The sequence below is a fragment of the Streptomyces sp. NBC_00310 genome (assembly GCF_036208085.1).
In the GTDB taxonomy this organism is placed as follows: Bacteria; Actinomycetota; Actinomycetes; order Streptomycetales; family Streptomycetaceae; genus Streptomyces.
In genome coordinates, this window is the sequence record NZ_CP130714.1 from 6,243,318 (window position 1) to 6,256,249 (window position 12,932).

The 12,932-nt window shown below is 72.6% G+C and carries 10 protein-coding genes and 1 pseudogene; 5 read left to right on the forward strand and 6 right to left on the reverse strand.

The genetic code is table 11. The features are described from left to right. The first annotated feature begins 535 nt into the window (after positions 1–535). Positions 536–1,612 carry a hypothetical protein gene (locus OG202_RS27415; RefSeq protein ID WP_328223758.1) on the forward strand — a complete coding sequence of 359 codons (1,077 nt, stop codon included), beginning with the start codon at positions 536–538 and terminating at the stop codon, positions 1,610–1,612. A 127-nt stretch (positions 1,613–1,739) separates the two neighbouring features. Here OG202_RS27415 and OG202_RS27420 read toward each other — a convergent pair whose 3' ends face one another. Together OG202_RS27420 and OG202_RS27425 are read right to left on the reverse strand one after the other, a co-directional pair. Next, a complete protein-coding gene (locus tag OG202_RS27420; protein ID WP_326579657.1) occupies positions 1,740–2,654 on the reverse strand; it encodes an SURF1 family protein in 915 nt (304 codons plus the stop codon). Between the two features lie 75 nt (positions 2,655–2,729). Continuing rightward, on the reverse strand, positions 2,730–3,122 hold the full coding sequence (locus tag OG202_RS27425) for a nuclear transport factor 2 family protein (RefSeq protein ID WP_326579655.1): 393 nt from the start codon (positions 3,120–3,122) through the stop codon (positions 2,730–2,732). 172 nt (positions 3,123–3,294) lie between these two features. Between OG202_RS27425 and OG202_RS27430 the strand changes: the two genes are divergently transcribed. After that, on the forward strand, positions 3,295–5,124 hold the full coding sequence (locus OG202_RS27430; protein WP_326579653.1) for a S9 family peptidase: 1,830 nt from the start codon (positions 3,295–3,297) through the stop codon (positions 5,122–5,124). Positions 5,125–5,305: 181 nt separating this feature from the next. On the opposite strand, the gene OG202_RS27435 is transcribed toward OG202_RS27430, so the two are convergent. Next, entirely contained in the window at positions 5,306–5,929 is a 624-nt protein-coding gene (locus OG202_RS27435) for a sigma-70 family RNA polymerase sigma factor (protein ID WP_328223759.1), read from the reverse strand. 275 nt (positions 5,930–6,204) lie between these two features. After that, a complete protein-coding gene (locus OG202_RS27440) occupies positions 6,205–6,936 on the reverse strand; it encodes a hypothetical protein (RefSeq protein ID WP_328223760.1) in 732 nt (243 codons plus the stop codon). A gap of 310 nt (positions 6,937–7,246) precedes the next feature. On the opposite strand from OG202_RS27440, the gene OG202_RS27445 reads away from it, so the two are divergent. After that, positions 7,247–9,196 (forward strand): NAD-binding protein, encoded by a 1,950-nt coding sequence (locus OG202_RS27445; protein WP_327732158.1) that lies wholly within the window; start codon positions 7,247–7,249, stop codon positions 9,194–9,196. A 49-nt stretch (positions 9,197–9,245) separates the two neighbouring features. Here OG202_RS27445 and OG202_RS27450 read toward each other — a convergent pair. Continuing rightward, positions 9,246–10,391 (reverse strand): annotated as a pseudogene (locus tag OG202_RS27450) (GTP-binding protein). A gap of 10 nt (positions 10,392–10,401) precedes the next feature. Continuing rightward, on the reverse strand, positions 10,402–10,572 hold the full coding sequence (gene rpmF, locus OG202_RS27455; RefSeq protein WP_326579645.1) for a 50S ribosomal protein L32: 171 nt from the start codon (positions 10,570–10,572) through the stop codon (positions 10,402–10,404). A gap of 176 nt (positions 10,573–10,748) precedes the next feature. On the opposite strand from rpmF, the gene OG202_RS27460 reads away from it, so the two are divergent. Next, positions 10,749–11,732 (forward strand): permease, encoded by a 984-nt coding sequence (locus OG202_RS27460; RefSeq protein WP_326579642.1) that lies wholly within the window; start codon positions 10,749–10,751, stop codon positions 11,730–11,732. Next, positions 11,729–12,454 (forward strand): TIGR03943 family putative permease subunit, encoded by a 726-nt coding sequence (locus OG202_RS27465; RefSeq protein WP_328223761.1) that lies wholly within the window; start codon positions 11,729–11,731, stop codon positions 12,452–12,454. Before OG202_RS27460 ends, OG202_RS27465 begins: the two co-directional genes overlap by 4 nt. The last annotated feature ends 478 nt before the right edge of the window (positions 12,455–12,932 follow it).

A 12,932-nucleotide genomic window follows, 5' to 3' on the forward strand; every position in this document is an offset into this window, starting at 1 on the left:
CGGGCGCGACGGACCCGAGGGACGGGACGGTCGCGACGGGCTCGGTGCCCGCAGGCGCGCCTCCTGGGGCCGCCGGGACGACGAGGAACGCGCCGAGGGGCGCGAGGACGAACGCGCGGAACAGCGCGGGCGGGACGGGCGCGCCGGGGGGCGCGTGCTCGAAGAGCACGAAGAAACGCAATCGCACGCTGGGAACGGAACTGTGAATCACGGCCGTGAAGAACAAGGCCCCCACCCCAAGGGCCAGGATCTCGAAGGCCGCGCTCCGGACGAATCGGGTTCGGACGAATCGGGTTCGGACGACTTGGGCTCGGACGACTTGGGCTCGGACCACTTGGGTTCGGATGATCCGGGGTCGGACGGCTCAGGGTCGGGCGACTCAGGGCCAGACGGCTCAGGGTCGGGCGGCTCGGGTGCGGACGACTCGGGTGTGGACGACTCGCGGTCTGCCGACCTGAATTCGGCTGACCCGGGTACGGACAACCCGAGTTCGAACGGCTCGAGTTCGAACGGCCCGAGTTTGAACGGCCCGAGTTTGAACGGCCCGAGTTCGAACGGCTCGAGTTCGAACGGCTCGGGTCTGAACGGCTCCGAGGCGAAGGGGATCGGCGGGTTCGAGTCGGACGAGCTGCTGCTGCGCAATCTGCTGCACCACGCGGTGTCGGAGATCGAGCCCAAGGACGGCACGCTGGAGCATCTGCGGCGGGCGGTACCGGCGAGGCGGGCGCGCAAGCGGCAGGCCGTCGTCGGCATGGCCGCCGCCGCGCTCTTCATCGGCACGGCGATCCCGGCCCTCGTCCACGTCTCCAACTCCACCGGCTCCGACGTCAACCCCTCCATCATGGGCAACGGCTCGCAGACGCAGGGGACCGCCGGCCAGTCCAAGGGGCAGACCGGCGGTGGCGGCTCGTCGGGCGGCTCCTCCGGCGGCTCCAAGGAGTCCGGCAAGAACAAGGACGAGGACAAGGGCGACAAGGGCAAGGGCGAGAACAGCGGTTCCACGGGCGGCGCCCAGGCGACGCCCACGACCGCTGCCTCCGCCCTGTGCACGGCGGCCCAGCTCGGCGGCGGCGCCAGCGTGGGCGCACCGGACTCCAGCGGCGCCGTCTACGGCACGTTCCGCGTCTCCAACGTCTCCGGCACGAGCTGTACGGTCACCGGCGCGGGCGGGGTGAGCACCACCGCGCAGGGTGCCGCGGACGGGGCGAAGATCACCGTGGCGAACCACGTCGCCGGGGACGTGGCGGCCGGACTGCCCGATCCTTCGCTGTCCCCGACCCAGCTGGTGCTGGCGCCGGGAGCGGCGTACGAGGTGCGGTTCGCCTGGGTGCCTTCCGAGCCCTGCCCCACCACCAGCGGTGGTACGACCGATGGCGGCACCGGCGGCACGGACCCCTCGACGGAACCGACGCCCACGGGGGAGGCGACCCCCGGCACCACCACCGACGGCTCCAACTCCGTCTCCACCCAGCTCTTCACCGAGGACGGGCCCGTCGACGGCAGCGTCCTCGTCTCCCACACCGCCGAGGGCGGCATCGCCACCTTCACGACAGCCGTCACCAACGCCTGCGCGGGTGTGGTCTACCGAACGGGCCTCCTGGCGGGCGCCTGAACGAGGAGCCCGCCGGGCCTGGACGGGGGATCCGCCGGGCCTGGACGGGAGACCCACTGGGCCTGGACGGGGACGGCCCGACGGTGACCGAGGTTCTTTGCCGGACCACGGGGCCGAGCCCTCGGTCCTACTGGGCCGGCTCGGCTTCCCGGGAGCGGTTCTCGTCCGGGTGGCCTTCGCTCGCGGCTTCCTCGTCCGGAAGGTTCTCGTCCGTGCGGTTCTCTTCCGTTCGGCTCTCTTCCGCGCGGCTCTCGTCCGTGCGGTTGTCGTCCGACTGGTCGGTGGCCGGGAGCAGGCCCAGTTCCGCGTCGCGGAGGAACTCGACCTCGCGGCGGACCAGGCGGAACCACATGAAGACGACGAAGCCGGCGAAGACGAACCACTCGCCGGTGTAGCCGAGGTTCTGGAAGGCCTTGAGGTCGAGCCCGGAGCCCTGCGGGGTGGTCGCCGGGACGGCCTTCATGCCCGAGTCGGCCTTGTCGAGGGTGATCCAGGCGTCGTACAGATCGTCCGGCACCAGGTTCACCAGCGTCGCCGCGCTGATCGCCGAGGTCTGCCCGGCCGGGAGCCCGCCCTGGACGGGCACGCCGTTCGACCCCGGGGTCTCGGACGCCTGCAGCGAACCGGTGACGGTGACCTCGCCGGACGGCGCCGCCGGGGCCCGGTCGGGGTCGGCGGTGCCGGGCAGCCAGCCCCGTACGACGGGCAGGGCCTTGCCCTCGTCGGTGCGCAGCAGCGTCAGCACGTAGTAGCCGGTCCTGCCGTCCACTTCACGGTTGGGCACCAGGAGCTGCTCGCCGTACCGCCCGGTCACGGTGGCCGGCTCGCCCGAGGTCTCCTTGTCCACCGGCAGCAGCTCGTCCAGCGGCCGCGCCGGGGCCCGGTCCGCCGGGTCGATCCGCTCGGTCGCCGCGCGATGGTCCTGCATCCGGTCCTCGAACCGGCTCAGCTGCCACGACCCCATGAACACGCAGAAGGGGATGGCGAGCAGCACGAAGACGTGGATCCCCCACCATCGGGGCGTCAGCAGAAACCGGTACACGCCTTCCACCGTACGGTGCCCGCGCCGGGTGCCCGGTCGCGGGGTCGGCCCCCACGGCCCCGGTGGGCCCGCCCCTCAGTACCGCTCGACGAGGTGCTCACGCCCGGCCGGCGGCTCGTACGACTCGGGCCAGAAGTCGGTGACGGTCGCTATCCGGCCGTCCTCGTCCCCCGTGAAGAAGGAGATCGCGTACATCTCCTCCAGCCCCACGGTGACGTGCACCCGGCTGACGACCTGCCCCGGCTCCGCGACGATCCGTTCGATCCGGGCGTGCCAGTCGCCCGGATACTCCCGGTTGAACTCCACGTACCGCTCCCTGCCGCGTATCCGTTCCCGTGTCTGCGGCAGCTCGTACACGACGTCCTCCGCCAGTGTCTCGGCGAACGCGGCCCAGTCCCGCCCCTCGGCGGCGGCCCAGAAACTCTCGACGGTCCTGCGCAGATCGGCCCTTGGGGTCGTTGAGGTCATGGAGCGAGTCTGCACCCGACCACTGACAGTCCGGCTGACCACTGACCACTGACCACTCACGGTCCGGCTGACCACTGACGGTCGGCCCGGGTGAACCCGTCGGGAGCCGAAGTTATCCACAGGCTGGGGACCTCGGCGGCACATTGCCGCGCGGGCGGGGCAGTATGGGGCCATGACTGAGAGCAACGGGGCCACCCCGCAGGAGCAGAGCGGGTCCATGCCCGACTGGGAGAAGAGGTTCCGGGCACCGAGGGTGTCCCTGCCGGACTGGGCGGAGGACGCGCCGCACCGCTCGCTGTTCGTCTCCAACGCCACGGGCACGTACGAGTTGTACGCGTGGGACCGCGCCACCGGCGAGCAGCGCCAGGCCACGAACCGGGCCAACGGCACGACGGACGGTGTGCTCTCGCCCGACGGTGAGTGGATCTGGTGGTTCGACGACAAGGACGGGGACGAGTTCGGTGTCTGGCGGTGCCAGCCGTTCCACGGCGGCCCGGACGAGGAGGCCGCCCCGGGCCTGGACCCGTCGTATCCGGCGGGCCTGGCCCTCGGCCGTGACGGCCGTACGGCGATCGTCGGCCGCTCCACGGACGAGGACGGCTCCACGATCCATCTGTCCCGGCGGGGCGAGGCACCCGTCGAGATCTACCGCCACCGTGAGTCGGCCGGCGTCGGCGACCTCTCGCACGACGGCTCGCTGATCGCGATCGAGCACACCGAGCACGGCGACGCGATGCACTCGGCGCTGCGTGTGGTCCGGCCGGACGGCACGACGGTCGCCGAGCTCGACGACACCAAGGGCGGCACGATCGAGCTGGGCCTGGAGGTGCTGGGCTTCGCCCCCGTCGACGGCGACACCCGGCTGCTCATCGGCCACCAGCGGGGCGGTCGTTGGGAGCCGCTCGTCTGGGACGTGGCGTCCGGCGAGGAGACCGACCTGGGACTCTCCGACCGGCTGGAGGGCGACCTGAGCGCCGAGTGGTATCCGGACGGCTCCGCGCTGCTCGTCGCCCACAGCTTCGAGGCCCGCAGCGAGCTGTTCCGCTACGACCTGGTGTCCCGCGGCCTGGAGCGGGTGGACACCCCGCGAGGCACGGTCTCCGGGGCCACGGTCCGCCCCGACGGCAGCGTCGAGTACCTGTGGTCCTCGGCCGCCGAACCGCCGGTCGTCCGTTCCACGACCGGCGAGGTGGTGCTGGATCCGCCGGGTCTGAAGTCCCCCGGCTCGGTGCCGGTGGAGGACGTCTGGGTGGACACACCCGGCGGCCGGGTGCACGCCCTCGTCCAGCGCCCGGCCGGGGTGTCCGGCCCGTACCCCACCGTCTTCGACATCCACGGCGGCCCGACCTGGCACGACAGCGACTCCTTCGCGGCAGGACCGGCCGCCTGGCTGGACCACGGGTACGCGGTGATCCGCATCAACTACCGGGGCTCCACCGGTTACGGCCGCGCCTGGACCGACGCCCTCAAGCACCGGGTCGGCCTGATCGAGCTGGAGGACATCGCGGCGGTTCGGGAGTGGGCGGTGGGCTCCGGCTTCGCCGACCCCGACCGGCTCGTCCTGACCGGCGGTTCCTGGGGCGGTTACCTCACGCTCCTCGGCGTCGGCACCGAGCCGGACGCGTGGACGCTCGGCATCGCCGCCGTTCCCGTCGCGGACTACGTCACCGCGTACCACGACGAGATGGAGGCGCTCAAGGCCATGGACCGCACGCTCCTCGGCGGCACGCCCGAGGAGGTCCCCGAGCGCTTCGAGGCCTCGTCCCCGCTGACCTACGTCGACTCCGTCAAGGCCCCGGTCTACATCTCCGCCGGTGTCAACGACCCCCGCTGTCCCATCCGCCAGATCGACAACTACGTCGACCGGCTCGCCGCCCGCTCCGCCGTCCACGAGGTCTACCGCTACGACGCCGGCCACGGCTCCCTGGTCGTCGACGAGCGCATCAAACAGCTCCGCCTGGAACTGGACTTCGCCGAACGCCACCTGGGGGTACGTGCCTGACGCCCCCGACACCCCGCGCCCCGAAGGGGCGCGGGGAACCGCGCGATCAACCACACACAACCCGCACCCGCCCACCCACAGTCCTGCCCGAGTCATCAGGCGCTCAAGGGGGCCGAAGGGGCACAGCCCCTGGGGACGGGACGGGTAGGGGCGGCGGGGGCGAGGATCACCCGGGGCACCCTCAGGCAGCCACCACAACCTCCTCTTCCCGAGGCCCCTCCGCCGCCGCCAGCAGCCGTACGAGCGTGGTCCGCGCCCGGGCCACGCGGGACCGCACCGTCCCGATGGGGCAACCGGTCAGCTCCGCCGCGTCCTCGTAGGACAGCCCCAGCATCCGGGTGAGGACGAACGCCTCACGCCGTTCCTCGGGCAGCGCGCCCAGCAGATCGGCGAGCGCGACGCCGTCGTCGAAGCCGGGCAGCCCACGCGGCTGGGCGTGCTCGACGGCCAGCCGCCAGTCCGGTACGTCGGACAGCCGGGGCCGGGCCGCCGCGTACCGGAAGCTGTCGGTCACCGCCCGCCGGGCGATCGACAGCAGCCACGTACGGGCGGAGCAGCGCCCCTCGAACCGGTGCAGGCTGCCGAGCGCCCGCAGAAAGGTGTCCTGGGCGAGGTCGTCCACCGCCTGGGGGTCCGCGCAGAGGTGGGCGACGAACCGCTGGACGTCACGGTGGAGGGCTCCGACGAACCGTTCGACGGCCTCCGGGTCCCCGCCGCGGGCGGCGAGCGCCCACGCGGTGATGGACTCGTCGGTCGTGGACCTGGCCTGCGGGATCGACGCGGGCGGGGGAGTAAGGGTGATCACCTTGGTGTCCTTCTCGGGTCATCCGGGATCCGGACCACCGACACGAGCACGGGAGCGCACACAGCCGCGCAGACCGACAGACCGAAACCCCGACAGACAGGCAGACAGGCAGACGGACAGGCAGTCGGGCAGGCAGACGGGCGGGCGGCGCGTACGTGGGAACGCGTCGGCGGTCCGGTGAGGAGGGAAGCCGGCCGTACGGCACGCGCGTGGGCGGCGTACGGCCGAAGCCCGAGGCGCGAGCCGCGACGGCTGCCTCGGGTCACCGGCTGTCGTCAGATGACAGCGGTCCCGGCGGGTGGACCCCGAGAGGTGATCGCATGGACGAGAAGGAGCCCGCGCGGCGAACGGTCCGAACGGCCGCGACGCACCCGGGGGCGCGGCCGCTCCGCCGCGACGGGCAGCGCGAGCGGCAGCCGCAGCGGTGCGGCGAGCCGGCCGGCCACGGCCCGCAGCAGGGCGAAGGCGGCGCGTTCGCCGTACGCCAGCCACAGACCGCACAGCAGCGCGGCCAGCAGATGCGCGGCGAGCATGCCGGACGAGGACGCGTACAGGGACGCGAGCGAGGACAGGAGCGACGAGGAGGACGCGGACGAGCCGTCCAGGAGGTACCCGGTGTGGTCCACATGGTCCATGTGACCGGCCGCACCCGTGCGGACCGTGTGAATCATGTGGGCGGAACCCATGTCCACGAGGTTCGCCGAGTCCGACGAACTCGTCGCCCCCGTATGGCCGTTGGCGGCCGTCGCGGCCGACGACTGCGCCAACTCGAAGCCCGAGTGGAGGGCCGTCTGGGCGGCGACCACGACGGACGTGATCAGCGGCAGCCCGCGCTCACGTCCGGCCAGGCACCAGCCGACGGCACCGGTCGCGGCGGCCCCGGCGGCCATCGCCCACCAGGGGACATGGCTGCCGGACATCATCACGTGCCCCAGGGCGGCGAGCAGCACACAGACGGCCGCGAACATCGCGGCGCGTGTCGTGCGCGAACCCCACCCTGCGGTCATGGCGCCCCATCCTCGCATCCGGACACCGTCGTCATTCCGTCCCTCCTGAGTACGGATGTCCACCCGCCGTCGCACTCACACCGTCGACTGTGATCCGGATCACCGAGGAACCGGCCGCGTCGATGAGGCAGTCTTCTGCCTCGTGGGGAGCCCTTCGCAGCAGAACAGCCGTACCGGTCCGGGCAGACAGGCGGGTCCGGCCGACCCGCCCGGGACGACCGGACCGGGCACGCCGTCCGGTCCGCTCGGAGCGGGCCGGCAGCCCGTGCCGAGCGGGCGGAGCGGGCCGGCCGCCGACTCCGGCGCGCACATGGTCGTCTGCGGGGACGACGGGCTGGCGCACCGGCTCGCCGCCGAACTGCGGACCGTGTACGGGGAACAGGTGACACTCGTCGTGCCGCCCACCGCGCGGATCGCGCGGCGGCCGGTCGTCGGGCGAGCCCGGACCGCCGCCGCGCTCCTCGACCGGGTCACGGCGGCCGTCAACCGGGCAGCGGGCACCGGAGATCCGGCCACCGCCGACCGAGGCGAGAGAAACAGCCGGGCCGGCGAGGCGAACACCCGGGACGGCGGCGAGCGGGTCCTGGAGGCCACCGAAGCCGGCGAGGCGGTGCTCGCCGAGGCCGGGGTGGAGCGGGCCGCCGCGCTGGCGCTCGTGTACGACGACGACGAGACCAACATCCGCGCGGCCCTCACCGCCCGGCGCCTCAACCCGCGTCTGCGGCTCGTCCTGCGGCTCTACAACCGCCGGTTGGGTCAGCACATCGAGGAACTCCTCGACCAGGCGTCGGCGTTGGCGGCGGGCGGTGCCGCCGACGACGGGGTCGACGGCTTCGGTGCCTCGACGACGGTCCTGTCCGACGCCGACACCGCCGCGCCCGCGCTGGCCGCGACCGCCGTCGCCGGGACCAGCAAGGTCGTCCAGACGGACGGACTGATGCTGCGGGCCGTGGAACGCCCGCCGGGCCGGGGCGGCCAGAGCCCGGGAGGCCTGTGCACGCTCGCGCTCCTGTCGGCCACCACCAACGACCCGGCCGGAACCGAGGGTTCCGAGGGCAGCGGGGAACGCGGCCCCCAACTCCTGCCCGACGAGCGGGCGGTGGCCGAGGCCACCGGACGCGGAACCGTCGTCCTCGACACCGTGCGCTACGCGGGACCCGCGCTGCCGCCCGGCCGGGCGAGCGGCGGATCGCTGGGCGCCTTCGGGGCGTTCGGATCGCTGCTCTCGCGCCGGCTGCGGTGGTCCCTCGCGGGGATGATCGGGTGTGTGTTCGCCCTGGCCGTGGCCCAGATGGTGATCACCGGGGAGCACCCGCTCCAGGCGACCTACGCGACCCTCCTCGACCTCTTCGGGATCGCCGACCCGGCGACCGACCAGAGCGACTCCCGCCAGATCCTCCAACTCCTCTCCGGCCTGATGGGCTTACTCCTCCTGCCCGTGCTCCTGGCCGCCGTGCTGGAGGCCCTCGGCACGTTCCGCAGCGGCACCGCCCTGCGCAGGCCGCCGCGCGGCCTCTCCGGACACGTCGTCCTGCTCGGCCTCGGCAAGATCGGCACCCGGGTGCTCGCCCGTCTGCGCGAACTCCACATCCCGGTCGTCTGCGTCGAGGAGGATCCCGAGGCGCGCGGCCTCGCGGAGGCCCGTCGCCTGCGGGTGCCGGTCATCCTCGGCGACGTCACCCAGGAGGGCGTCCTGGAGGCCGCCAAGATCCACCGCGCCCACGCCCTCCTCGCCGTCACCAGCTCCGACACGACGAACCTCGAAGCCGGCCTGTACGCCCGTTCCGTCCGCCCCGACCTGCGCGTCGTCCTGCGCCTCTACGACGACGACTTCGCCACCGCCGTCTACCGCACCCTCCGCGCCGCCCACCCGGGCGCCCTCACCCGCAGCCGCAGCGTCACCCACCTCGCGGCCCCCGCCTTCGCCGGCGCGATGATGGGCCGCCAGATCCTGGGCGCGATCCCCGTCGAACGCCGCGTCCTGCTCTTCGCCGCCGTCGAGGTCCGCGGCCACCCCCGCCTGGAGGGCCGCACCGTCGCCGAGGCCTTCCGGGCGGGGGCCTGGCGTGTGCTGGCGCTCGACACGGCCGCGCCCGGAGAGTCGCGGACCGAGCGGGCACCGGGGGCGGCGGCGGGGTCGGGCCTCGTCTGGGACCTGCCGCCCACCTACGTCCTGCGCGCCGAGGACCGCGTGGTCCTGGCGGCCACGCGACGGGGGTTGGCGGAGCTGTTGGGAAGACGGACGAGGACGGGGGCGTAACCCCCTGCCTTTCAGGGGCGCGGGGAAGGAACCGCGCGACCAGTCCCCCTCACTCGCAGACGACCCCGTACGTGTCCCACGCCGGGAACGGGTCATCGAGGGCCGACGTGGCAGCAGCCTCGTCCTCCCTCACCAGGCAACCCGCCAAGGCCGAGCGCAGCGCATCCGCCCGCAGCCCCGTCCCGATGAAGACCAGCTCCTGCGCGTACGGGGCGTCCTCGTCGTGGACGGCGGACGGCTCGAAGCGGGCGACGGACCCGGCCTGGGATCACAGCCCGAGGACACGCGGCCGGCTGCCGAGCGTGAAGAACCCCTTCGAGCGCAGCACATGCCCGAAGGAACCGCTGTCGAGCGCCTCGGTCACGAAGGTCCACAACCGCCCGGGATGGAAGGGCAGTTCGGACCGGAAGACGGTCGAGGAGATGCCGTACTCCTCGGTCTCCGGCACATGCTCCCCGTTCAGCTCCCGCACCCACCCCGGCGCCCGTTGGGCCCGTTCGAGGTCGAACGCCCCCGTGCCGAGCACCTCCGCGACCCGCACCCGGCCCTGGCTGACCGGCACGATCCGCGCCGCCGGGTTGAGCCGCGCCAGCGTCGCCGCGAGCCGCTCGGCGGTCGCCGTGTCGACGAGGTCGAGCTTGTTCAGCACGATCACATCGGCGAACTCGACCTGGTCCATCAGCAGATCGCTGACGGTGCGCTCGTCGTCCTCGTACTGGTCGAGCCCCCGCGCCACGAGCTCGTCACCGCCCGCCAGCTCCGGCAGGAAGTTCACCGCGTCGACGACCGTGACCATGGTGTCGAGCCGGGCGAGATCCCCGAGCGTGGCCCCGTCGTCGCGCGCGAAGGCGAAGGTCGCGGCGACGGGCATCGGCTCGGAGATCCCCGAACTCTCGATGAGGAGATAGTCGAAACGCCCCTCCCGCGCCAGCCGGTCCACCTCCTCCAGCAGGTCGTCGCGCAGGGTGCAGCAGATGCACCCGTTGGTCATCTCGACCAGTCGCTCCTCCGTGCGCGACAACGCCGCCTCGCCGCCGCGCACGAGGGCGGCGTCGATGTTGATCTCGCTCATGTCGTTGACGATGACCGCCACGCGAAGCCCCTCGCGGTTGGCGAGGACATGGTTGAGCAAGGTGGTCTTGCCCGCGCCGAGAAACCCGGAGAGGACCGTGACGGGCAGCCGTTCGTACGCCATGGCCGCGCTCTCAGCCTTCGGGGTGGATCAGCCCGCGCTCGTACGCCTTCAGCAGCCGCTGCGGTACGAGGTGGGTGGCGCCGTCGACCGTGAACGGCACCAGGTGCGGTGTGCTCGCCTTCCACTGGGCGCGACGGTGACGGGTGTTGCTGCGGGACATCTTCCGCTTGGGTACGGCCATGGGGTCCTCCTCCACAGGTGGTGGACCGGAACGCTACATGAAAATGGATCCCATTACTAAAAGAGCTTTTCGGTGGCCGTGAGCAACCCCGCTTCGAGCGACGTATGGGGAGGGAGGGGGCCGAACCGGCCCACTCGGCACAGCCGTTCCCTACGGAGGTAGAGGTACCGTCCCCCGTGGCCACAACCAAGGAAGAAGCCCCCCACCGCGGTCGGCACCTCGACCCACCCCTCCTCCTCACCATGCTGCTGGTCCTGGCCGTCGTGGCACAGGGCCCCCTGCGCGGTCTGCTGTCCGCGCCCGTGACGCAGAGCTGGATGACGGTGTTCGTCGCGGTGGTCGTGCAGGCCCTGCCGTTCCTGGTCATCGGCGTGCTCTTGTCGGCGGCCATCGCGGTGTTCGTGCCGGCGTCGTTCTTCGCCCGCGCGCTGCCGAAGCGGCCCGCGCTGGCGGTACCGGCGGCAGGCATGGCCGGGGTGGTGCTGCCGGGGTGCGAGTGCGCCTCGGTGCCGGTGGCGGGCGCCCTCGTGCGCCGGGGCGTGACGCCCGCGGCGGCGCTCGCCTTCCTCCTCTCCGCCCCCGCGATCAACCCGATCGTGCTCACGGCGACCGCCGTGGCCTTCCCGGGGAACCCCGAGATGGTGCTGGCCAGGTTCGTGGCGAGCCTGCTGGTCGCCTGTCTGATGGGCTGGCTGTGGCAGCGGCTGGGGCGCGGCGAGTGGATGAACCCGCCGGAGCGGCCGTCCTACGAGGGCCAGAGCAAGGGCGCGGCCTTCTGGGGCTCGGTGCGGCACGACGTGATGCACGCGGGCGGGTTCCTGGTCGTCGGCGCGATGGCGGCGGCCACGCTCAAGGCGGTCGTCCCGGCGAGCTGGCTGAACGCCGCCGCCGACCACCCCGTCATCGCGATCCTCGCCCTGGCGGTGCTGGCCGTCCTCCTCTCGATCTGCTCCGAGGCGGACGCGTTCGTGGCAGCCTCCCTGACCCAGTTCTCCCTGACCTCCCGGCTGGCCTTCCTGGTCGTCGGCCCGATGATCGACCTGAAACTCTTCGCCATGCAGACCGCCACCTTCGGCCGCGCCTTCGCGCTCCGCTTCGCCCCCGCCACCTTCGCCCTCGCGATCCTGGTGTCGGCCCTCGTCGGGGCGGTGCTCCTGTGAACCGTCAGGCCCAGACCGTCATCCTCTTCCTCACCGGCGGCGCCCTCCTCCACGCCGGTTTCACCGACCTCTACCTCCGCTACGTCAAGGCCGGCCTCCGCCCCCTCCTCATCGGCGCGGGCATCGTCCTCATAGCCGCCGCCGTCGCCACGGTCTGGTACGAACGCCGGGCGCGGCGACACGAGCAACAGGCCCACGAGCCGCACACCCCTCACGAACCCCGGGTCTCCTGGCTCCTCGTCCTCCCGCTGCTCGCCCTCGTCCTGGTCGCCCCGCCCGCCGCCGGGTCCTACACCGCCATGCGCACCGGCACGGCACTCCAGCAGCAGCCCTGGGGCTACCCCACCCTCCCCGCCGACGGCCCCCTCCGGCTGAGCGTCGCCGACTACGCGGGCCGCGCGGTCTACGACAAGGGCCGCGCCCTCGCCGGCCGCCCGCTCAAGGTCACCGGCTTCCTCGCGTTCGACGAGTCCGGCAGGCCGTACCTCGTCCGCATGGCCCTCAACTGCTGTGCCGCCGACGCCCAGCCCGTCAAGGTCGCCCTCACCGGCGAACTCCCCGCCGTCCTCCAGCCCGACACCTGGATCGAGGTCACCGGCACCTACACCCCGCAGCGGACCAAGGACCCCCTCAACGGCACCGCCGTCCCCTACCTCCACGTCACCACCACCAAGCCGGTCAAGGCCCCCCAGGACCCTTACGACGAGGCCTGGAACGGCTGAGGGCGGCGGCGCCCCTTCGCCGGGCTGCGTCGGGAGGCGGGCGGACCCGCGCCCTGATTGGCTGAGGGGCCGTCAGTTGGGGTCGCCCGCAACGCCGCATTCGACGGGGTGGGCATGAGCGCCGTGCAGACGCGTCCCGAGAGCCCGTGGCCGGCCGGTACGCCGTGGGGCGAGACGACCCAGACGACCCTGCCGTCGGAGGTGTGAAAGACGACCGTGCCGTCGGAGGTATGAAAGACGACCCTGCCGTCGGAGGTGTGAAAGGCCCGTCCGAGGTATGAAACGTCCCGTCGGAGGCATGAAAGGGCCCGGTCGCTGGCGACGGGGGATGCACCAGCGACCGGGCTATGGCCAAGGCTAACAAGGCTGGTCCCTGGACGGGAGCCGACTGCTCGACTGCGTTGACAAGTTGTGATCGGGATCACGTGCGAGATGCTGATCCGCCAAACGTTTGTTAGGCGGCCGTTGAGAGCCGCCC